Source organism: Pseudovibrio sp. W74, assembly GCF_001623085.1.
GTDB lineage: Bacteria > Pseudomonadota > Alphaproteobacteria > Rhizobiales > Stappiaceae > Pseudovibrio.
The window spans coordinates 44745-65751 of record NZ_LMCJ01000058.1; the positions used below are offsets into that span (position 1 = coordinate 44745).

The window sequence follows — 21007 nt, forward strand, 5'->3', positions numbered from 1 at the left end:
GAACCAGTCAGAGTGGTTGCGTGTCAGGGATGAAGGAACTGTTTTAGTAAGGAAACTTGCTGGAATAAGCCATCGTCCTTCCAGGAAACTGGCTATCGTGTCTTTCAGGATAAGAGGCGATGTTGTCCATACCAAAATGCCCGGGCAAGGCGACAGCCAATGCCGAAGACTCATAACTAATAAAATGCGCAGGCACTGCCTGCTCGCCTTGCCCTCCCCATTTTGGGAGTTTCACGTGAAAACACCGCCGGACATTTCCAGCGGTGCTAAAGCTGTTTGCAAAACAGGAAGGCTCACGCCGCCGCCTTCTCCTTGAACATGTGAAGCCGGTCCGTATCTTCCCACTGCAATCTATAGCCAAGCTGCTCAATGAACACCTTCGCAGGGTGGGTCTTGATCGGGTTGAACGTCCACTGGCTAAAGCCCTTGCGCTGAATATCTTCCTCCGTGCGCTCAAGCAGATACTTCGCCAAACCATAGCGGCGAAAATCCGGATGCACATACACGTTGAAGATATGGGCACTGTCGTTCAGAAGCCCCCAATAGCAATAGCCTTTGATGTCATCCGCCATTTCAGCGGCAAAAGTGCGCAACAAAGCCTCTTCCATCCGCTTGCGATACACAGCCTCACACGTCTTCCATCGCTCAAAGTTATGCGGTTCCAGCTCCGCCATATAATGCGCTTCAAGCTCCAGCAAAGCCGGAAGATCCTTCGCTTCAGACACCCTGATTATGGGAACAACCATCTGCGATCCCTCTTATGTCACCATTGTAACTTTGCCCGTATCAAGGTCATACACCCCACCAACCACCTTCAACGTCCCCGCCTTGAAGTGCTTGTCCAAAATAGGCGATGCCTGCTGCAAAGCCGTCACGCCCCACTGTACATTGGCTTTGATGGCATTAACGAGAACATCCCCCTTCTCACCCTGCGCCTGCTGCACAGGAGGCCGAAGAAGCTCAACAAGCGTCTGAATATGACCGGGAAACTGGTTGCCACTCTGAACAGAAGAAATCGCCGCCTTCACAGCACCGCACTTCTCGTGACCCAGCACCATGATGAGCTGCGTACCCAGCACATCAACACAAAACTCGAGGCTCGCCAGCCCTTCCGGCGTCACAACATTACCGGCGACACGCACGACAAAGAGATCCCCACGCCCCGTATCAAACGCCAGCTCCGGCGCCACACGGGAATCCGCACAGCCAAGGATCGCCGCAAACGGGTTCTGCCCAGCAGCCAGTGCAGCACGTGTACTCTGGAAATCAGCAGGAGAGATATTCCCCTCAACATAGCGCTTGTTACCATCCATCAAACGCTTAAGAGAAGCCTCACCACCAATCTCGTTCTTAGGAATAGGCGGCTCCTGCGCACTGGCAGACGAAACAGCACCAACACCACCCGTTGCCAAAGCAGCACCAAACACACCAGCTGTTTTCAAAAACTTGCGGCGCGCTGGTGATCCAACCAAACCCGCTTTGTCATTGCACATCCAACACATAGGCTTCTCCTGGCCAAACAACAAAAGTTGCAGCCAGCCTAAAAGCCCATTCTGGACATTCTGTTGTTGAATTGAATGAAACAGCCCTAAACGAAAAGAACTCGCAATCGCACCTAAATTTCTCTTTCCAACCGCGGACCAATTTCTCTGAATTCGTTATTAAGATAAAAACTCAGCGTTGTTTTCCAGGCTGGCTGATGCGGCGCTCCCACTTCCAGGTAAGGCCAGTCCATCTCCTGCCCCTTCAACACCGCCTGCTGCAACAGTATTTTGCCAACCCCGGCACACCGGCCAGACGGCACAACGTAAAACTCAACGATTTCACCAAACCTGCCACCAGCATAAATGGCCTTCTTTTCCGACAGTGTAATGAGTCCAAGAAGCTCGCCTTGAGACCGCGCCAGATAAGCCCAATAGCGAGAGCCATCGTCGGAGAGAATATCCTCAGCCGTCATTTTGAACTGCCCAACATCAAGCTCATCTTCCGGCCAAAGCTCGCTTTCCATCGCAAAGACAAGCTCACCCAAGCGATGCGCATCCGCTTCTCTGGCAGGTTCCACTGTAATCTCATCGAATATCACGGACCCATCTCCCTGATCTCAAGTCGCGATGACCAGTCTACCAATTTTCAGAGCCTCCACCCATTCTCAAAACTGGGAGAATTTAGCCGTAAAACTCTAGCGCTGCGAGGCTGCCTGATTATTCCCCTCAACAATGATGAAGCTATACTCGAACGGATATTCCGACCAATGATAGTAAGGCGCAGCTTCCTTATGGATTTCACTGTTAGGGATCGGCTTGCCTTTAAGCTTCTGATAAAGGGCAGACATGTTCTCAGGGACAGACTTGGAGTGCCCCTTCCAAAGGATCGCAACCGGGTAGGCGTAGTTGATATCGATACCGGAATACTCCGGAATGGTTACTGCCCAACCCGGTTTCAGGTCACCAATGTTACCCGCAATGCTGTGAGACGTAGTCAGAACACTTCGCACACCATACTGCGCCAGCGTATCAACAATTGCCTGAGAAGGAAGCGAATGCGCACTTGGCTTTTTAAAACTGCCAAAGGCAAAGTTGAAGGGAATGAGCACAACGATCAGCACTGCCAGCACACTAGCTGTTCCAAGAATGATCTTGGCCTGACGTATTGAGACCTCAGCAAACAGCCACAGCGAAGCAACCAGCGGAGCGAGAAACAGGATTGGCTGAAGCCACCGGTCTTTCACATTGGTCGCACCACTTGCAACAACAGACACAGCAGCAATAACCAGCCCAAAGATAACGACAAGCGTGAGAAGTTTGCGAATGGTCTCATTCACATATTGGTCGTGCTGCTCAGCATCCTTCCAATAAAAGCTCGTCGCCCATGCGCAAAAGAACAGGACCACAGCCACAATGACAAACTGCAAAGCTGCATTTACCAGAGAGATAAACCCGGTCAGAAAATGCCGTTCAACCTTTTCGATTCCGAACTTATGGACACGCGCATAGATGAGGTCCTGGTTCTCAAACATCCAGAAAGCAGGAGGAAGCAAAAGCACGACAGCAACAGCAGCAGAACCAAGAATGTATTTTGAACGTAGGAACTTGCGCCCGTCCTCAATGCAAAAGCCAGCTGCGATCAAAGCGACAAGCAAAAACATATAGTTGTATTTGGAAAGCGCACCTGCTGCGATCACAACACCAAACGCAACGGCACGCCACCAGCTTGGTTTTTCGATGCAGGTCAGGAAGAGATAAACCGTCCACGCAGAACACGCAAACATCAAAACTGAATGGCTCAACGCTCGCTGCGATTCCCAGGAGATCTGCGGCAGAAAGATGAGTGAGGCCGTCCCGATAGCAGCCAACGTTGGATCAGAGGCCTTCCGCGCGGTGAGCCAAACACCCAGATAGCCAAGAAACAGCAGGGTGTTTTTAAGAAGAGCCGTTGCAAAGAGCCCTTCTCCAAACACCCAGAAGAAAGCGATTGTCAGCCAAGTATAAAGTGGGGGCTGCGGGCCATATCCAAGCTGAAAACTCTGAGCCGCAATAATCTGCTCCGCTTCATCCAGGCCCAATACGGGAGACGCAAAATAACGAGTAATGGTCTGGACAATGAAGTATCCGGCAAGAAGCCAGACAAAGTGTTTCGCGATGAACGTAGCCCAGTTATCCGAGACTATGACGCGTTGAAGTTTGGGAAGGAACCCTTGATCTTGCAGCATCTGCACCATGCGCAGTTATCGACGCTTTTGCGCCTTGTTTTCGTTCCCTCCACCATACCAATTACAACTAAGCATTGGCTTTCAGCTTTAATTAAAACCAGCGGCCAATAAAAAAGCCTTCGCAAGCATAACCTGCGAAGGCCCAGAATTTTAAAGAGATGCTGCCCTTTAGTGACGGAAGTGGCGCATTCCAGTAACGACCATTGCCAAGCCAGCTTCATCAGCAGCTTTGATCACTTCATCATCACGCATGGAACCACCTGGTTGAATAACAGCAGTGGCACCAGCCTCAGCAGCAGAAAGCAAACCATCAGCGAACGGGAAGAACGCATCAGATGCAACCACACAACCTTTGGTCAACGGCTCAGCAAGGCCAGCAGTCTCTGCAGCATCCTCAGCTTTGCGGGCTGCAATGCGAGCGCTGTCAACGCGGCTCATTTGCCCTGCTCCGATGCCAACAGTCGCGCCGTCTTTGACGTAGACAATCGCATTGGATTTTACATGCTTGCCAACACGGAAGGCCATTTTCAGATCTGCCAGTTCCTGATCAGACGGCGCACGCTTTGTCACCACCTTCAGGTCCAGATCATCAACAACACCACTGTCGCGATCCTGAACCAGCAAGCCACCAGAAACAGTCTTCACAAACAGACCCTTGGCGCGAGGATCAGAAAGACCATTCGTCAGGAGCAAGCGCAGGTTCTTTTTCTTAGCAACCAGCTCAATCGCTTCTTCTGTCGCATCAGGAGCAATAATTACCTCAGTGAAGATCTTGGTGATCTCAGCAGCAGCATCCGCGTCCAGAGTCCCGTTGAGCGCAACAATGCCGCCAAACGCAGAAACCGGATCACACGCCAGCGCTTTCTCGTAGGCTTCCTTCAGCGTAGGCGCTTCAGCAACACCACATGGGTTCGCATGCTTGATGATAGCAACTGCTGCCGTACGAGCCGGATCAAACTCGGAAACAAGCTCAAACGCTGCATCTGTATCATTGATATTGTTGTAAGAGAGCTGCTTACCCTGCACCTGACGAGCCGTCGCAACACCTGGACGCTTCTCACCGGTCACATAAAAGCCAGCTGCCTGATGCGGGTTCTCACCATAGCGCATCACTTCATTCAGCATACCACCAATCGCACGATAATCCGGAGCCGCCTCATCAATCTGCTCTGCCATCCAGTTGGAAACAGCAGCATCATAAGCAGCGGTACGGGCAAAAGCTTTCTGCGCCAGCTTCTTACGAAGAGCAATCGGAGACTGACCGTTATGCGTATCCAGCGCCACAACCACAGCAGCGTAATCAGCTGGGTCAACAACAGTGGTTACATAGGCATGGTTTTTGGCAGCAGCGCGTGTCATCGCCGGACCACCAATATCGATGTTCTCGACACCGTTTGCGTAGTCAGCACCAGATGCAACTGTATCTTCAAATGGATAAAGGTTCACGCAAAGCAGGTCGATACCAGTGATGCCATGCTCATCCATCGCAGCAACATGCTCAGCATCATCACGAATGCTCAGCAATCCGCCATGCACCATAGGATGAAGCGTTTTAACACGGCCATCCATGATTTCAGGAAAACCAGTAACCTCGGAAATATCTTTAACTGGAAGGCCAGCCTCAGCAATCGTTTTGCGAGTTCCGCCTGTTGAGATCAGCTCAACTCCACGTTCGGAAAGCGCTTTCGCAAACTCAACAAGACCGGTTTTATCGGAGACAGAAAGAAGCGCACGCTTAACCGATACGAGTTCAGGTATCGGAACGCCTTTGGAGACAACGGCCATGGGTAAAAGCCTACTCTCTTAGAGAAAATGGAAGGGTTTTGACGCCCGCCAAATAACACTTATTCACAGCTGTGGGAACCCATTTTTTGGGGATTGAGAGCGGTTTGACGGGTAACCTTTAGGAGCAGTTTACATCCCCTAAAGGGCAAGAGCACAAATGGCGTTAGGTCTTCCGCCGCGCCTTGGCAGAGGCTGTCTTTCTTAGCATCCAGGTCACACTCAGCGCTTCTTTTACACCAACACTAAGAACAATCTGCTGCGTTTGTCGGTGACCGAAAACGTCTGACAGGTAAATTGATTCCTCAACGGAGAACTCAATCCCATCAGCAGAAAACTCCCAGGCTTCACCATCCGCACACTGCAAAACAGCAGCATCACCCAATGGCAGCATGGTGCAGCTTACCTGTGGGTGTAGATGGAAGCGGATCGTGACAGTCTCTTCCTCTGCCTTGTCAGATGTGGGCTTGAACCGATCAATCCCATCCAGAACGGTTCCATCACGCGACAGCGTCAAATCACGTTCATGAACAATGCCATAGCGCTCTACATAGCCATCATGGCTCGCAATCACACGGTCAGAAAGGTCCGTGTCCTGTCGCTCCGCTTCAACATCTTTGGGACCGGATAACACCGGATTACCCAACACCTTATCAAAACGAGAGGACGTCAGAAAACGGCAAGAAGACGTATCACCAATCCCGGCTGTTGAATGTGCAGCGGTGGAACGAGCCACCATCTTCCAGGCAACTTGCTCTCGTGTAGAGACGCCACAGTTCACAACAATACGGTTGCGCTTTGAGGAAAACTCAAAGGAGAGACAACCAGCATGCGTACTGCTGGAGAAACGCGTTGGCGGCGGCGCTCCTACATCGATCATCACAAGGCTATCACCACCAGTGAGACGCTGATAGCCGGAATGCGGTGCACTAACAGGCGGTGTTCCACGTGCATCATCATAAGCAAGGATGGTCGCAACCACATCACCCGGCGTAGAAGCCATGCCATTGAAGTGAGCAAAGGATCCATCACCATGACGGAAGAAACGGATCATCGGCATCATGCGGTCAATGGATTCCATCATGACTGGAGACACCGTTTGCCCCTGCATCACGAGCGCCTGACGGATTGGAAGCAGATCAACAAGGATCTCAATAATCGCACCGGGATGCCGGGAGATATGACCACCATCCGGCAAGATTTGACGCTTCAATTCCTGATCAAGGCGTTTCAGAGCTTGTTTGACGTGACGCCCCTGCCCATCCATGGAAACCGTTGCACAAGCATTCGCCATGGCAACTGTCAGACGCGGCAAGCCATCCGGCGCTTTATTCATAGTCCGGCGTAGATAACGCACCTGCCGGTACAGCGACCGCATGAAGGCACGATAGAAATCCGCTTCACATCCGGTCAGCAATAACGGAGATTGAGCCATCCAGCTCAACACACGGCGCGCAACAACTTCCTGCTTCCAGCCGCTATCATGCCAGCGACCGCAGGATCTGATCCAGTCCTCAACCAAGGCACGGGCATTTTGCTGTGCCATATTGGTCTCTGCAGCACGCAAATGACGAAGCCAGGAAAACCCATGCAGCGCTTTTGACCATTGGAGATTCGGCGGCTCAACATCAAACGGAGATTGCCCGCCCACTTCAACCAGATGTCCGGCAAACAGGAACCGGCCAGCATAAATGTCAGCGGCGTTTGTAGCATCTGCAGTGCGTAAATCCTGAGGAGCGATAAGCAGACGCGATGGCGCACTTCCAAACGAGAACAAGCGGAACATAGATCCCCCTCGCGCCCAGTTCAGACTGTTTTGAACCATGTTTTGTGTCAAAAGACTAAGGATTCTAAGTCTTTCAGACACCGTTGCGCCCGTCATACCCCTTCAGCACTCCATTAGAGCGTATCCCCGAAAAGCAGTTTCGGTTTCAGATAAGGATACGCACAAAAACAAAGATTTAGAGCGTGAGCAAGAAAGCGATTTGCAACAACACGCTCTAAACAAACTTAACAAATGGTTTGCGCCCAAGCTCTTTAAATCTCGTTAACCATGCCCACTTTGCGCAAATCCTTGGTGACATTCCACCAGCTCTTTTTAAGAGAGACGAAAACGAGCCGCGAAAAAGCCATCCAGACCACCAGATGTTTTACCTGAGGATGGGTTCTGACCTGGCATCGCACGGAAGTCGCCTTGAGAATTAATCGCCTCAGCAACGCCGCCCAGCTCATCAGCTGTTACAGGCACACGCTGCACCTCAGGATGCTCCAGCAACAAGCGCTGAACTTGCAGTTCACCCTCTTCCTGTTCCAGTGAACAGGTGCAGTAAACAAGAGTTCCGCCCGGCTTCAACCAACCCAGTGCTTTTTCAAGCAATTCGTACTGTAGGTCAGCAAGCTTGAGCACATCATCTTCACGCTTCAGCCATGCCACATCTGGATGACGGCGAATAGTACCGGTGGCAGAGCAAGGTGCATCCAGAAGAATTGCGTCAAACAGATCAACCGGCACAAATTCACGAAGATCGGAAACTTCAGTCTCAGCTTCCAAACCAACGCGCTTTAGATTCTGTGTCAGACGCTGCAAACGACGGGCTGAGATATCAACAGCTGTCACATCAGCACCAGCGGCAGCAAGCTGCATGGTCTTACCACCGGGGGCGGCACACAAATCTGCAACCACTTTGCCTTTGATATCACCCAGCAAGCGGGCTGGAACAGCAGCAGCTGCATCCTGAACCCACCATTTGCCATCTTCAAAGCCTTCCAGCTTTTCAATCGGCCCGTCTGGCTGCAAGCGTACGGAATAGCCCAGCTGAACTTCACCACCCAGCTTTTCCGCCCAATCATCACGGTCTGCTGGCACGCTCAGGTCCAGATACGGCTCCTGCATATGCGCAGTGGACATCGCACGCGCAGCTTCTTCGCCATAAACTTCACACCAGCGCGCAAACATCCAATCAGGAGCATTCAGCTTCGCAGTATCTTGCTCAGCAATAATCGCTGCACCTTCACGTGTTGCACGGCGCAGAACTGCATTGACGAGGTTTTTATACGGCTTGGCACGTGCATCACGGCCAGCGAGCGTCACAGCAAGGGAAACCGCTGCGTGATCCGGCACGGACATAAAGAACAACTGCGCCATGGCAACATGAAGAATGTCCAGAACGCGACCCGTTTTCTCAGGAATAGGACGGTCAAGGAAACGATCAATCACATCCTGAATCTGGCCACGACGACGCAGCGCAGTGCCAATAATCGCACGAACAAGCGCTCGATCATTCGGCTCAAGGCGTTTATAGCCCGGATGACCGTTGTTTAAATCAAGCTCGCCATCCAGTGGCATACGCTTGCTCAAAACTTTACCAATCAGATCGGTGGCAGCCTTACGAGCTGCGTAGCCGGGATCTTTAAAGGTGCCCTCTACGCTCTCTGTTTCAGAAGCTCTGTCATTGTCTCTTGGAGTCTTCGGTGCTCCAGAACGCTTTCTCCCCTTGAACTTGGAGTTTCTGTCCTGAGAGGATGTATTCTTACGCTCTGCGCTCATCGTTGATCCATGTATTCCAGAATGTGTCGCCAGACCTTCGGCGCCATCTATTCTTTTAAAGATGCATTCTTGTGTGAAGAGCCTCACTCAGAGGCCAACCGGTTTCATCAGGTTCCACTAGAGTTTCGGCGGATTACTGCCAGTTGTAACCAAAGGAGAACTGTCAAATCCTGCTCGGCTAACCACAGAACCTTTAATATTGCAAAGACAATTTGGGAAGCGCGAATAGTTATTCAGGTAAACACGGTACAATCAACAAAGCAAATGCGACAGACGGTTCGCATTCGCAGATTTCCCTTGCTTTTAACCCCATGGCCCTTTGGGCTTCCGCGGTTCATCACGACTAGGCTGGTCATTCCCACCGCGCTGGCCTGATTGGCGGGATGCTCCCCATGGGCCACTTGGGCGACGTATCTCACGCTGCGGCTGAGCTTGCGACGTCTCGCGCACGTTAAAATGACCACCACCGCCAGAACTACGTGTTTCAGTAAAACCAGCTTCAGAAGCCATCTGACGAAGCGCAGCGATCCGGTTATCTGTGTTCGGATGTGTCGAGAACAGGTTGTCCATGTTCTGGCCGGAAAGCGGATTGATGATGAACATATGCGCCGTTGCAGGGTTATGTTCTGCATCTTCATTCACAACCCGTGCCGCGCCACCAGCAATCTTATGCAAAGCGGAAGCAAGCCAAAGCGGGTTACCACAAATCTGCGCACCCATACGGTCAGCCGCATATTCGCGCGTTCTGGAAATCGCCATCTGAACCAAAGCCGCCGCCATTGGTGCAAGGATCATCATCAGGATAGACCCAATCAGACCAAGCGGATTGTTGCGGTTTCCGCCAAAGAAAAGCGCAAAATTTGCCAGCATGGAGATCGCACCAGCGATCGTCGCAGTAATCGTCATGATCAGCGTGTCACGGTTTTTCACGTGCGCCAATTCATGCGCCATCACGCCTGCAACTTCTTCTTTGGAAAGAGAGTTCAGAAGACCAGTCGTTGCTGCAACTGCCGCATTCTCAGGGTTTCGGCCAGTCGCAAACGCATTGGGCTGCGGGTTGTTGATCACATAAACCTTTGGCATTGGCAGCTCAGCACGCGCCGCCATGGTACGAACCATGCCATAAAGCTCCGGGGCCTGACGTTCATCCACTTCCTGCGCATGGTGCATGGACAGAACCATGCGATCCGAGTTCCAATAGGAGAAGATGTTCATGCCGCCGGCGATCAATAGAGCAATCAGCATGCCGGTTTGGCCGCCAAGCATGAAGCCAATACCCATAAACAAAGCGGTCATCGCCGCAAGCAGCATACCGGTCCGTACATAGTTCATGGTTTCAATGCTCCAATCTGTTCTCTTAGTTCGCCAATTCTACCGGTCATCCACCAATGAACGCAGTGCCCATTGCAAAATACAGGCTCTCGCGCCTATATCTAAGCCTACGCGATCATTGTGAAACTACCACTACCAGCTTAAGTGGTAGCTCCAAATGGCAAACGCAAGCTTACAACAGCGATAAGCAGCATCAGCCAACGGGGATTGAAATGGAAAAAGACAACAAATCAGCCGTCGAAAACTTTAAAACACAAGAAGTCGATACGACGGAGCAGATTGAAGAAGCGCCAAAAAAACGCCGGTTTGAAGACCTGCCCCCTGCCGCCCAACGTGCTTTAAAAGAAGCTGAAGAGCGCCGTGCAGAGATCGACACAGCCCAAAAAGAAATGCCGAAAGAGCTCAATGGCCGTGGTGGTCTGGACCCTGCCCGCTACAGCGATTGGGAAGTCAAAGGCATTACCAGCGATTTCTAGAACGTATTCCCGACTGGTTCCGGCTTCCTTATAAGACGACGCACGGAGCCAGCCCTCTAGAAAATCCTAAACCACCGGACGATCGCAAACAGTCCCACACCGAAAATGATCAGAAGCCCGCTGACAATACTAAACGCAACCGGGTCATGACTTCCCGGGATGCCGCCGACATTAATACCCAGCAAGCCAGTCACAAAGCTAAGCGGCAAAAACACAACGGCAATTGCCGCCATCATCAGCATGTAGCGATTGGTGTTCTCTGATCGTTTAAACATGATTTGATCGTGAACTATTTCTGCCCGTTCACGGATAGCATCCATCTCCTCGGCAATTCGAAGGGCCCGGTCACCCGCCTCACGAACGCGGCGTTTGTTGATCCGATTGACCCACTCAAACTTCTCAATCTCAAAATTCCTCAAGATGTCCAAATGCGCCAGCATGCTGCGCCTGACAATGGTTGCTAACCGACGAACCTGCGCAAGCTCGCTTTCCCAAGGGTGGTCTCCTGTCTCCAGCACCACATCCTCAAGATGGTCGATCCTATCCTGAAGCACCTCAACCATTTCTTCAGCACGTTCCGCAATCGCCAGCACCAATCGAGCCCAGAATTCTGCCGTGCTTTCTGGTGGCACACGGGTCTTGAACCCCTCAAGCAAACTTTGAAAAACATCCAGCGGATCGTGCCAGATGCAGATCATCCGCTTAGCATCCACCCAGATCTGGGCACATTCCATGTCGCCGCTTTCTTGTTTGGGCAACTCATTGAAAACGTTGATGGCAATAAACGCCCCTCTTGTGCGCACATGGCAATGCGGACGCACCTCTCGGGCTAAAAGATCATCAATATCGCTGTGTTCCAGCCCAACCTCTTCAAGAAACTCGCGGTTCTGGGCGGCAACCCGCTGCAAATAAGCCCAATAAAACTCGTCGGGCTCCAGCTCATAGTCACGCAACTGTTCTAACGTGAGTCTGCGCATGCCTTTTGACTTGGAAAAAACAATGACAAATGAGGAATCCAAATGAATATGGCTCGCCTCAATGTTTTCTGTGGTTTGTGCCATTTCGACAAATCTCGGCCCAAGTTCGATCCTAACTCAGCACACACATCAAAACCCACACTTCTAAAAAATCAGATGACAAACCCCAGAAGAAACACCTATTCAGCTTAGCGCACAGTAAATTGGTTAACAGCCAATTTACCAAAAAACACTAGAGTTTTGGTGCTCCGAGCATTTGTTGTAAATCATTCCTGCGAGAATTCTTGTGTCCACGAAAGAAATTGAGAAAAAATCTAGCGGAGGAAACCCGTTTCAGCGGCTGAATCAGCAGCTCGCTGGAATCGAACCGGGTCTTGATCCAATTGTTATGACGATCGGTGAACCGCGTCATGAGCCTCCAAGCTACGTCATTGAAGTACTTGAAGAAAATCAGAGCGGCTTCCGCAAGTATCCAGCAATTCGTGGCACTGATGAATTCCGTGCAGCTGTTGGAAAATGGGTCAAAAACCGTTTTCAACTCTCTGATGCTTTCGATCCGGACAAAAGCGTTATTCCGCTCAACGGCTCTCGCGAAGGTCTTGTCTTTGGCTGTGTTTGCGCACGCGATTATCTGAAGAAAGACGGCAAGCCGGCTGTTATTTTGCCGAACCCGTTTTACCAATCCTACGGTGCTGGCGCTCATATTGCGGGTGCTGACGAAATTCTTTTGCCAGAACCAGCAGACGGAGTTTTGCCAAATCTGGATGCCATCGATCCAGCTTTGCTCGACCGCACCGTCGCATTCTATTTCGCGTCCCCCGCCAACCCACAAGGCACCGTTGCGCCTATGGAATATTGGCAAAAGCTCATCAAGCTGGCACGCAAACACGATTTTCTGCTCTTCGCTGATGAGTGCTATTCTGAGATCTATCGCGACACGCCTCCAACAGGCATTTTGGAAGCTGCTGAAGCTCTTGATGGCACGCTGAAAAATGTCGTGACATTCAACTCACTGTCCAAGCGCTCTAACCTCCCCGGCGCACGCTGCGGCTTTGCTGCCGGAGATCCGGAGTTCATCCAGTTCTTCGCAGATTTCCGCAACGTTGCAGCACCACAGGTCCCAATGCCTGTGCAAGCGCTCGCCGTACGCGCGTTCGGTGACGAAGGACACGTGATCGAAAACCGCTGCCTCTACAATGAAAAGTATGACGCCGCCGAAGAGATGCTGTCGCCTCTATTTGGCTCAGTACGCAAAGAAGGTGGTTTCTTCCTCTGGCTGGATGTTTCCCGCTGGGGTTCTGGAACACAGATCGCTGAAAAGCTCTGGCGCGAAGTGGGCGTGAAGTCCTTGCCGGGAGCTTACATCGCCTCGGATATGCCGGACGGCTCCAACCCCGGTGATAAATACATCCGCCTCGCCCTCGTTGAATCTTTGGAAGTCAGCAAGGAAGCTTTCCGAAGAATTTTGGACTCTCTGGAGTAATTGAATGCGTCAGGCTGCTGCAATGCAACGACCAAAAGCAAGCTCTGTTTCACTGGCTGATACAGAGAGCCCGATCAAGCGCTTTATCAAAAGCAATATAATCGTCATTGGTGGCGCGGTGATCCTCGTCATCGGTCTCTGTGTGGCGGCAGCCCTCGCAACATGGTCAACGGACGACCCAAGCCTGAATCACGCAACCAATGCGGAGATTCACAATGCACTGGGTCAGACTGGAGCCATTGTTGCAGACGTTCTGATGCAGACAATCGGGCTGGCAACAGCTGTCTTTCTGGTGCCCATCTTCATCTGGGGTTGGCGCCTGTCTCTCAAATACACATCTGGTGTCACCCGCAAACGCTTTCTGACATGGCTTGTCGGAACCGTGCTGTTTGCAGGTGGTCTGGCGGCCATTCCAATTCCGTCAAGCTGGCCATTGCCAACAGGACTTGGCGGTTTCCTTGGCGACTGGATCTTCTCAGTTCCAACCGCAATCCTGCCAGAGCTCTCAACCGGCATGAGAACCCTGACCGGTGCTGTCGGCCTTGGTCTGCCTTCAATTGTGCTATTAGCTTACGCAGCTGGTCTCATCGGCAAAGACCCAACCCCGGCAGAGTTCAACGAAGATGAAGCTGTTGAAGATGAATACACTCCTCACGAAGCGTTGCCGTTCACGGAAGATTCTGAGGAAGACTATGACGGCGAAAACAATCGCTATTATGCAATCATTGGCGCGCTAAGCCACTGGAAGCTCATGGCAACCAGCGCGATCCAGCGCACGGTCTTCAAGCGCAAGCTGGTCACTGAGCAAAACTGGCAGGAAGACGATTATGCAGCAGCTCCGCATGATCCAAACCAACCTCAGCAACCTGAATACTACGAAGAAGAACAGCAAGACCAACAGGCAGATCAGCAGTGGGATGAGCACGAAGCTGATGAAGATGAGCCCGCTGAAAAAGGCGGACTGGTTTCCCGTTTAAGACGCAAAGTAGCGGCCAAGCTTATGCCTGTCGAAGACGATGGCCTCAGCGATTACTATCAGCAGGAAGCTCAGAGTGAGCGGCCTGATGTGCAGTTTGACCCACAACACGACAACACCCAACATTACGCCGCACAAAACGAACACTATCCTGAAGAACAGTGGGAGCCCGTTCCTGCAGGTGAACCCGTTTATGATGAACAGGGATCTGTGCTCGGAACAGATGAATATCATGAGGGCGAGGATCTCCATCTCGGCCCTCAGCCAGATGCACCGATCGGCATTGCAAGTCCTGATGAGCAAGAACCACCAATGCAGGCGGCGCCTCAACAACAGCCACCACGCCCTGCTCCGGGGCGCTCTGTACCGCGCCCGTTTGCTCAGGAAAAAAGATCTACCGCAATTATCAAACAACCACCGTTTGAATTGCCAAGCATCGAGCTGCTCGCTGAGCCTCAGGCAGACGGCAAACAGCGCCTGAGTAAAGACGCACTTGAGCAAAACGCCCGTATTCTGGAAGGCGTGCTGGGTGACTTTGGCGTCCGTGGTGAAATCATCGCAGTTCGCCCGGGACCTGTTGTCACGCTTTACGAACTGGAACCAGCTCCGGGTATCAAATCTTCCCGCGTTATTGGCCTGGCAGACGACATCGCCCGTTCCATGAGCGCGATCTCTGCACGTGTAGCCGTTATTCCGGGCAAAAACGCCATCGGTATCGAGCTGCCAAACGCCAAGCGCGAAACCGTATACCTTCGCGAACTTCTGGATTCTGAGGACTTTGACGCCTCCAAAGCAAAGCTGGCTATGGCACTCGGCAAAACCATTAATGGTGAAGCCGTAATCGCCGACCTTGCCCGCATGCCTCACTTGCTCGTTGCAGGTACCACTGGCTCTGGTAAGTCCGTTTCCGTAAACACCATGATCCTCTCCTTGCTCTACAGGCTCACCCCTGAGCAGTGTAAGATGATCATGATCGATCCAAAGATGCTGGAACTGTCCATTTATGACGGCATCCCACACCTTCTCACCCCTGTTGTGACCGATCCAAACAAAGCTGTTGTGGCTTTGAAATGGACTGTTCGTGAGATGGAAGATCGCTACAAGAAAATGTCTAAGATGGGCGTGCGCAATATCGACGGGTACAACACCCGCATTGAGCAAGCCATGAAGAAGGGTGAAAGCTTCACCCGAACCGTTCAGACCGGCTTTGACAAAAACACTGGCGAGCCAATCTTCGAAGAAGAAGAACTGCCAATGGAGAAAATGCCGTACATCGTCGTGGTCGTCGATGAAATGGCTGATCTCATGATGGTGGCCGGTAAGGACATCGAAGGCGCAATCCAGCGTCTGGCACAGATGGCCCGTGCAGCTGGTATCCACTTGATCATGGCAACCCAGCGCCCATCCGTGGACGTCATCACCGGCACCATTAAGGCCAACTTCCCAACCCGTATTTCGTTCCAGGTGACGTCTAAGATCGACAGTCGCACAATCCTTGGCGAAATGGGCGCAGAACAGCTGCTTGGTATGGGTGACATGCTTTACATGGCTGCTGGCGGTAGAACCCAACGTGTTCACGGTCCATTCGTCGCTGATGATGAGGTGGAAGACATCGTCTCACACCTCAAAGAGCAAGGAACACCAACTTATCTCTCTGACGTGACTGAAGACGCCGATTCTGAAGGCGGTTACGATGCCCTGACACAAGGCTCAGGCAACGCAACCAACGACCTGTTCGATCAGGCCGTTGCAATCGTCGCCAGAGACCGCAAAGCATCTACCTCCTACATTCAGCGCCGCCTCTCAATCGGCTACAACCGCGCAGCTTCTCTCATTGAGCGCATGGAGCAGGAAGGCATGATCAGTCCAGCAAACCATGCCGGTAAACGCGAGATCCTGCTTCCAGAAAACGGCGAACAGTTCTGATACCTCTCTTACAGCAGTCTTCCTATAGCCAATCACGGGTAGACTGCTGTAAAACACTCCCGAAAAGTTGATCAGTCTTTTCGGATATCTCTAGGCGAATTTATGGAATTTGAGGCATATGCCCCATCTTCGCCTTATGGTAACGATAGCCTTTCAGAATGAGGGTTCACAAATAACCGCAAGCTGGATTTAGAGAAGAGTTAATCAACTCGCCTTACGGTTGTTCTACGAGTTTTGACAGCGGAGTTATATTTATGATTGCATCTCAGGCGATCTCTTTTGGTAGGATTGGCAAAAGCCTCGCAATTGCGGCAGCGCTTTTTATTGGTTCTGTCCCACTGACTGCGGAACACTCCGTCGCTCAAACAGCCCAGCAGGCACAGCCAGTCGCACTGACCAACGTGCAAGCCATTGACGCCGTTAGCAAGTATTTCAACTCTGTTCGCAACATGCACGGCAAGTTCGTGCAGTTTGGCCCAACCGGTGGACGTGTAGAAGGCCAGTTCTTCATCAGCCGCCCGGGCAAAGTCCGCTTCTACTACAACAAGCCTTCTACACTCGACATCATTGCTGACGGCAGCATGGTTTCAGTGAAGGACCGTAAGTTGCAGACACAGGACATCTGGCCTCTTTCCCAAACACCGCTGCGCTTCCTGCTGGCTGATAAAATCGACCTCAAGACAGACGCCAATGTAACCAACGTGGTTGTTGAACCAGATCTCATCACAATCGCGATCGACGATAAAACCCGTTTCACATCTGGCCGCCTGACGCTGATTTTCGACGCAAGGAACTACAAGCTCAAGCAATGGACTGTACGCGACGCACAGGGTTACGACACGTCTGTTGCAATCTATGACGTGACTGAGAACGGCGCGACCAACCCGGATCTGTTCAAGATTGATTACATCGCGAATTCCCGTCAGCGACGCGGCAACAACTAGAGCCTTAAGCAAAATTCTGATGTATGAAGAGGAGTGCTTCGGCGCTCCTTTTTTATTAGCTTGAGAACTTGAATGCAGTTTATCCCTGTTGCGCCTGACCTGCCGAACCTCCCTCTTGCCCCACGCTTGCTTGCAGAGCTGTGTCAGGAGAAAGGCATCAAACTCGCTCTCGACAGCGAGTTCTTCTATTTCGGCTATATCGAAACAGGCGGCGGCAAACGTTTTCCCATCAAGGGCGGTGCTTTCGCACTCAATAGCTATGCAGCTGGAGAAGCTGCACGAGACAAGGATTTCTGCGGTCGCCTGCTACAGGACGCTGGCCTGCCCACCCCAAACTTCAAACTCATTCATTCAGACAAAGCCATCAGGCACCTAAGCACTGCCAACCCACATGTCGCCAAAAGCCTGAACACGCTCACAGGTGCAGGCGAGATCGCTCAGTCACTGGGCTATCCGGTTTTCATAAAACCCAATGAAGGCACCCAGGGCGTCGGTGTTCAGAAGATCTCTGATGAGGCGGAACTCATCTCCCACCTGACAAACGCTTTGCGATCCAACGACCGCATGCTGATACAGGAAGCTGTCTCAGGCCGTGACTACCGCGTGATTGTACTTGATGGAACCATTCTGGCCATCATCGAACGGCGCCCTCTCTCCATCATCGGAAATGGCACCAACACCATTGCAGAACTACTGGCTGCAAAAGTCAAAACCCTCACCACCCGCAGCGGCGGCTATAAGGTTAAAAACGACGACCCGCGCATCCTCAAAGCCATTCAGGAAGCAGGATACGATCTGGCAACCACTCTCCATAACGGAGAATTCCTGCAGCTCCTCTCCAATGCCAACCTCTCAACCGGTGGTGAAGCAGTCGACGTCACCGACCTCGCGTCGCAAGGCTTCAAAGATCTGGCAGTAGAAGCAGCGCGCGTATGCGGCTTACGCTATGCGGGCGTCGACATCCTTTGCGATGACCTCAGCAAAGACGATGCACCAGCAAATGTCTTGGAACTAAATGCAGGCCCCGGCCTCACCAACTTCTGGCAAGCTTCCCCAAACCATCATCATCGCGTTAGAGCTATTTATCGGGGTGTTTTAGAAGCCATTCTACAACAATCCACTTGATTGTAATGTTATACTATTACAATAATATTAGTATACCTCCACCCATCAGGAACCAGAAGTATGCTGTTGAGCGAAACGCCGACCAAAGATCAGGCACGCAAACGCCCCTCAAGGGAAGATGCTGAAGTCGCTGTAAAAACCCTGATCGAATGGTCAGGAGATGATCCAGAGCGCGAAGGGTTGATTGACACGCCAGCCCGTGTTGCCCGCGCCTACGAGGATTTCTTTGCAGGTTATGAGACAGATCCCAAGCAACTGCTCACCCAAACCTTTGAAGAAACTGACGGCTACAATGACTTGATCATCCTGCGCAACATGCGTCTGGAATCTCATTGCGAACACCACATAGTCCCTATCATCGGCAAAGCCCATGTTGCTTATTTGCCTGCTGGCCGCGTTGTCGGCATCAGCAAGCTTGCTCGCGTTGTGGAGGCGTATTCTAAACGGTTGCAGATACAGGAAACCCTCACCGCTCAGATTGGTGATGCAATTTGGCAAGCGCTTGAGCCGCGCGGGGTCGCAGTCATCATTGAAGCAGCCCACATGTGCATGACCACAAGAGGCATTCGTAAGCCGGGCGTTTCAATGGTTACACGATATTTCGAAGGGGACTTTAAAACCGACACCACGTTGAGGCAGGAATTTACCTCACTGCTCCACGCTCCTTCAAGCAACTTCGGTTAAGCAACCGAAGCCCATAACGAAAAAGGCCTGCATTGCTGCAGGCCTTGAACAGATTAACTTACCAAGCACCAAGCTTGGTCTCTGGCGTGTACTTCTCACCATCAACATGCTTGACCACAGCCTGACCACAAATGGTAAGGCCCTGAGTTGCGTCATAAGTCATGGTTGGAGAGCCCTGCAGTTCCCAACCTTTGTTGAGCGCTTCAGTGACGCGGTGACAAAACTTTGCAGAATCCGGTTCGGTGATGAGGCGGTAAAGGCGCATGTTTATTCCTTTAAATTCTTCTGGTGTGGGCGGGAACCTACCAGCCACACCTATCAGATACCAGAGGTTAAAACGTGCGCAGAGTTCAAATTTGCGCGTTCACGTGCCGCTTGATAGCCTCAGCAATCGCAACCGTTTTGCGGCCAATATCTGCATGCAGACGCTCAACCATCTTGCCGTCAACCTGCACGGCGCCTTTGCTCTGGTTTTCTGGCAGTTCAAACTCGGCAATCATCTTCTTCGCCCACTCAACATCCGCCTTACTCGGCGCAAAGGCAGTGTTGCAAGGCCCAAGCTGCTTAGGATGGATCAACGTCTTGCCATCTAGCCCCATCTCTGCCCCCTGCTTACATTCTTCTGCAAAGCCCTCAAGGTCAGAGAAGTTGTTGTAAACGCCATCCAGAATATCCGCACCACCAACACGCGCGATCGCCAGGAAGGTCATCAGCCAAGGCATCAAAACAGCACGGCCCGGTAGGATTTGCGCACCGCTCTCCTTGCTCAGATCATTGGTGCCGATGATGAATACGTCCAGGCGATTATGCGGGTCCTTGGCAGCCTCAGCAATTTCAGAGGCATTAAGGATCGCACCCGGAGTCTCAAGCATCGCCCAGATGCGAACACTGTCAGTACCCTGCTCTGTCAGATAATCAGCAACAGGCTTGATATCGGCGAGGCTTTCCACCTTCGGCAGAAGCACAGCATCCGGTTTGGCAGCAACAGCTGCTCTCAGGTCTTCCTGGCCCCAGGGTGTCTTCATCCCATTGATGCGAATAACAAGCTCACGATGCCCGTAACCGCCACCAGCGACAGCCTCACACACCTGAGTGCGTGCCATCTCCTTGGCATCAGGTGCAACAGCGTCTTCAAGGTCCAGCAGCAACACATCCACATCCAACCCTTTGGCCTTTTCCAGTGCCCGTGCGTTTGAACCTGGCATGTAAAGCGCACTACGACGCGGTCTGATACTGTGAACTTGCTCTGAGCTAGACATGACACTTCCTGTTGCGTTGCAAAATCAGGCTGAGTTTAGAGGCGTCAATCCGCCTTCACTACTCACCATTCGTGCTATTTGCGAGTTTTGAACCGTCAAACACTAGGTCTTTGGCCGCAATAATAGCATCGATGAAAATCAAGCGAGCCTCAGGAATTAGGCATCCCACAAAATTCCAAGCCCTATGAGACTTTCACACCTTGATTTTAAGGGATTTTTGAGGTCACTCTATAACGCAAAATCAAACGAAGGAACGGGAAGAGGTATAATGGCTGATCTTTCTTTTAGAGCCTTAAAACCCGGTGACGCGCCAGACTTGGCCCCTCTCATTGCAGAGAATGCGCAAGCTCTCAAGCGCGGTGCTCCACGTCGCCCAGACGAAGTCTTTTCCGAGCGCCTGCTCGAAGACAAGTCCATCGAAATCATTGGTGCATTCGAAGGCGAGACACTGGTTGGCTTTGCCGCTTTCTTTGACATTCCAGACCTGATCTCTGGCCTGCGCATTGGCCAGTTGGATGATATCTACGTCGTGCAGAACCACCGCCATACCGGCATCGGTCGCACTCTCGTGGAAGAAATCTCCAGGATCGGTAAAGAACGTGACTGGCTTCACGTCCGCTGGCTGGTACCAAACAAAAACAAGGTCGACAACAGCCTCTTTGAAAATCTGGCAGAACCAGACGACAAAGACAGCTTCATCGTCCCGATTGACCGTCTGGCTCTCGCATAAACCAAAAGCGGCTCTTACGAGCCGCTTTCTTTTATGATCAGCTGAGGCACAGGCCCC

19 protein-coding genes are annotated in these 21007 nt (G+C 51.9%); 8 read left to right on the forward strand and 11 right to left on the reverse strand.

Annotated features, from left to right (window positions below):
• A partial coding sequence (locus tag PsW74_RS29170) for a hypothetical protein (RefSeq protein ID WP_206599957.1) occupies nt 1-316 on the forward strand: 316 nt, incomplete at its 5' end.
• Here the strand turns inward: PsW74_RS29170 and PsW74_RS24850 are convergent.
• From PsW74_RS24850 to htpX, 8 genes are all read right to left on the reverse strand, one after another.
• Nucleotides 294-746, reverse strand: coding sequence for a GNAT family N-acetyltransferase (locus tag PsW74_RS24850; RefSeq protein WP_063286169.1), 453 nt, complete (start codon nt 744-746; stop codon nt 294-296). The genes PsW74_RS29170 and PsW74_RS24850 overlap by 23 nt on opposite strands.
• 12 nt (nt 747-758) lie before the next feature.
• Nucleotides 759-1502, reverse strand: a complete 744-nt coding sequence (locus tag PsW74_RS24855) for a carbonic anhydrase (protein ID WP_244271700.1) — start codon at nt 1500-1502, stop codon at nt 759-761.
• 113 nt (nt 1503-1615) lie between these two features.
• A complete protein-coding gene (locus tag PsW74_RS24860; RefSeq protein ID WP_208986367.1) occupies nt 1616-2083 on the reverse strand; it encodes a GNAT family N-acetyltransferase in 468 nt (155 codons plus the stop codon).
• 96 nt (nt 2084-2179) lie between these two features.
• Complete coding sequence (locus tag PsW74_RS24865; RefSeq protein WP_063286456.1) at nt 2180-3709, reverse strand: glycosyltransferase family 39 protein; 1530 nt, start codon at nt 3707-3709, stop codon at nt 2180-2182.
• Nucleotides 3710-3877: 168 nt separating this feature from the next.
• Complete coding sequence (purH, locus tag PsW74_RS24870) at nt 3878-5494, reverse strand: bifunctional phosphoribosylaminoimidazolecarboxamide formyltransferase/IMP cyclohydrolase (RefSeq protein WP_063286171.1); 1617 nt, start codon at nt 5492-5494, stop codon at nt 3878-3880.
• 163 nt (nt 5495-5657) lie between these two features.
• On the reverse strand, nt 5658-7277 hold the full coding sequence (locus PsW74_RS24875) for a heparinase II/III family protein (protein WP_208988150.1): 1620 nt from the start codon (nt 7275-7277) through the stop codon (nt 5658-5660).
• A 312-nt stretch (nt 7278-7589) separates the two neighbouring features.
• Nucleotides 7590-9038 carry a 16S rRNA (cytosine(967)-C(5))-methyltransferase RsmB gene (rsmB, locus tag PsW74_RS24885; RefSeq protein WP_082830701.1) on the reverse strand — a complete coding sequence of 483 codons (1449 nt, stop codon included), beginning with the start codon at nt 9036-9038 and terminating at the stop codon, nt 7590-7592.
• 303 nt (nt 9039-9341) lie between these two features.
• A complete protein-coding gene (gene htpX, locus PsW74_RS24890; RefSeq protein ID WP_063286173.1) occupies nt 9342-10370 on the reverse strand; it encodes a zinc metalloprotease HtpX in 1029 nt (342 codons plus the stop codon).
• Between the two features lie 212 nt (nt 10371-10582).
• On the opposite strand from htpX, the gene PsW74_RS24895 reads away from it, so the two are divergent.
• A complete protein-coding gene (locus tag PsW74_RS24895) occupies nt 10583-10846 on the forward strand; it encodes a DUF1674 domain-containing protein (protein ID WP_063286174.1) in 264 nt (87 codons plus the stop codon).
• Between the two features lie 56 nt (nt 10847-10902).
• Here PsW74_RS24895 and PsW74_RS24900 read toward each other — a convergent pair whose 3' ends face one another.
• Nucleotides 10903-11907, reverse strand: a complete 1005-nt coding sequence (locus PsW74_RS24900; protein WP_063286175.1) for a CorA family divalent cation transporter — start codon at nt 11905-11907, stop codon at nt 10903-10905.
• A 202-nt stretch (nt 11908-12109) separates the two neighbouring features.
• Here PsW74_RS24900 and PsW74_RS24905 point away from each other — a divergent pair, with 202 nt between their 5' ends.
• The 5 genes from PsW74_RS24905 to folE all read left to right on the forward strand — a co-directional run bounded on the left by PsW74_RS24905 (nt 12110) and on the right by folE (nt 18961).
• Nucleotides 12110-13306 (forward strand): aminotransferase class I/II-fold pyridoxal phosphate-dependent enzyme, encoded by a 1197-nt coding sequence (locus PsW74_RS24905; RefSeq protein WP_063286176.1) that lies wholly within the window; start codon nt 12110-12112, stop codon nt 13304-13306.
• Nucleotides 13307-13310: 4 nt separating this feature from the next.
• Nucleotides 13311-16208, forward strand: coding sequence for a DNA translocase FtsK (locus PsW74_RS24910; RefSeq protein ID WP_063286177.1), 2898 nt, complete (start codon nt 13311-13313; stop codon nt 16206-16208).
• 254 nt (nt 16209-16462) lie between these two features.
• Nucleotides 16463-17152 (forward strand): outer-membrane lipoprotein carrier protein LolA, encoded by a 690-nt coding sequence (locus tag PsW74_RS24915; RefSeq protein ID WP_063286178.1) that lies wholly within the window; start codon nt 16463-16465, stop codon nt 17150-17152.
• A 72-nt stretch (nt 17153-17224) separates the two neighbouring features.
• Nucleotides 17225-18277, forward strand: a complete 1053-nt coding sequence (locus PsW74_RS24920) for a cyanophycin synthetase (RefSeq protein WP_063286179.1) — start codon at nt 17225-17227, stop codon at nt 18275-18277.
• Between the two features lie 60 nt (nt 18278-18337).
• Nucleotides 18338-18961 (forward strand): GTP cyclohydrolase I FolE, encoded by a 624-nt coding sequence (gene folE, locus PsW74_RS24925; protein ID WP_063286180.1) that lies wholly within the window; start codon nt 18338-18340, stop codon nt 18959-18961.
• Between the two features lie 58 nt (nt 18962-19019).
• On the opposite strand, the gene PsW74_RS24930 is transcribed toward folE, so the two are convergent.
• Together PsW74_RS24930 and PsW74_RS24935 are read right to left on the reverse strand one after the other, a co-directional pair.
• Nucleotides 19020-19226, reverse strand: coding sequence for a DUF1737 domain-containing protein (locus PsW74_RS24930; RefSeq protein WP_057464660.1), 207 nt, complete (start codon nt 19224-19226; stop codon nt 19020-19022).
• Nucleotides 19227-19311: 85 nt separating this feature from the next.
• Nucleotides 19312-20220, reverse strand: a complete 909-nt coding sequence (locus PsW74_RS24935) for a CoA ester lyase (protein WP_063286181.1) — start codon at nt 20218-20220, stop codon at nt 19312-19314.
• 268 nt (nt 20221-20488) lie between these two features.
• Between PsW74_RS24935 and PsW74_RS24940 the strand changes: the two genes are divergently transcribed.
• On the forward strand, nt 20489-20950 hold the full coding sequence (locus PsW74_RS24940; RefSeq protein WP_057464658.1) for a GNAT family N-acetyltransferase: 462 nt from the start codon (nt 20489-20491) through the stop codon (nt 20948-20950).
• Nucleotides 20951-21007 lie beyond the last annotated feature (57 nt).

What these genes read in the sequence shown, in the direction of transcription:
- PsW74_RS24850 (WP_063286169.1), bottom strand. Translation starts at nt 746, where the DNA reads ATGGTTGTTCCCATAATCAGGGTGTCTGAAGCGAAGGATCTTCCGGCT.
- PsW74_RS24855 (WP_244271700.1), bottom strand. Translation starts at nt 1,502, where the DNA reads ATGTGTTGGATGTGCAATGACAAAGCGGGTTTGGTTGGATCACCAGCG.
- PsW74_RS24865 (WP_063286456.1), bottom strand. Translation starts at nt 3,709, where the DNA reads ATGCTGCAAGATCAAGGGTTCCTTCCCAAACTTCAACGCGTCATAGTC.
- purH (WP_063286171.1), bottom strand. Translation starts at nt 5,494, where the DNA reads ATGGCCGTTGTCTCCAAAGGCGTTCCGATACCTGAACTCGTATCGGTT.
- PsW74_RS24875 (WP_208988150.1), bottom strand. Translation starts at nt 7,277, where the DNA reads ATGTTCCGCTTGTTCTCGTTTGGAAGTGCGCCATCGCGTCTGCTTATC.
- rsmB (WP_082830701.1), bottom strand. Translation starts at nt 9,038, where the DNA reads ATGAGCGCAGAGCGTAAGAATACATCCTCTCAGGACAGAAACTCCAAG.
- htpX (WP_063286173.1), bottom strand. Translation starts at nt 10,370, where the DNA reads ATGAACTATGTACGGACCGGTATGCTGCTTGCGGCGATGACCGCTTTG.
- PsW74_RS24895 (WP_063286174.1), top strand. Translation starts at nt 10,583, where the DNA reads ATGGAAAAAGACAACAAATCAGCCGTCGAAAACTTTAAAACACAAGAA.
- PsW74_RS24900 (WP_063286175.1), bottom strand. Translation starts at nt 11,907, where the DNA reads ATGGCACAAACCACAGAAAACATTGAGGCGAGCCATATTCATTTGGAT.
- PsW74_RS24910 (WP_063286177.1), top strand. Translation starts at nt 13,311, where the DNA reads ATGCGTCAGGCTGCTGCAATGCAACGACCAAAAGCAAGCTCTGTTTCA.
- PsW74_RS24915 (WP_063286178.1), top strand. Translation starts at nt 16,463, where the DNA reads ATGATTGCATCTCAGGCGATCTCTTTTGGTAGGATTGGCAAAAGCCTC.
- PsW74_RS24920 (WP_063286179.1), top strand. Translation starts at nt 17,225, where the DNA reads ATGCAGTTTATCCCTGTTGCGCCTGACCTGCCGAACCTCCCTCTTGCC.
- folE (WP_063286180.1), top strand. Translation starts at nt 18,338, where the DNA reads ATGCTGTTGAGCGAAACGCCGACCAAAGATCAGGCACGCAAACGCCCC.
- PsW74_RS24930 (WP_057464660.1), bottom strand. Translation starts at nt 19,226, where the DNA reads ATGCGCCTTTACCGCCTCATCACCGAACCGGATTCTGCAAAGTTTTGT.
- PsW74_RS24935 (WP_063286181.1), bottom strand. Translation starts at nt 20,220, where the DNA reads ATGTCTAGCTCAGAGCAAGTTCACAGTATCAGACCGCGTCGTAGTGCG.
- PsW74_RS24940 (WP_057464658.1), top strand. Translation starts at nt 20,489, where the DNA reads ATGGCTGATCTTTCTTTTAGAGCCTTAAAACCCGGTGACGCGCCAGAC.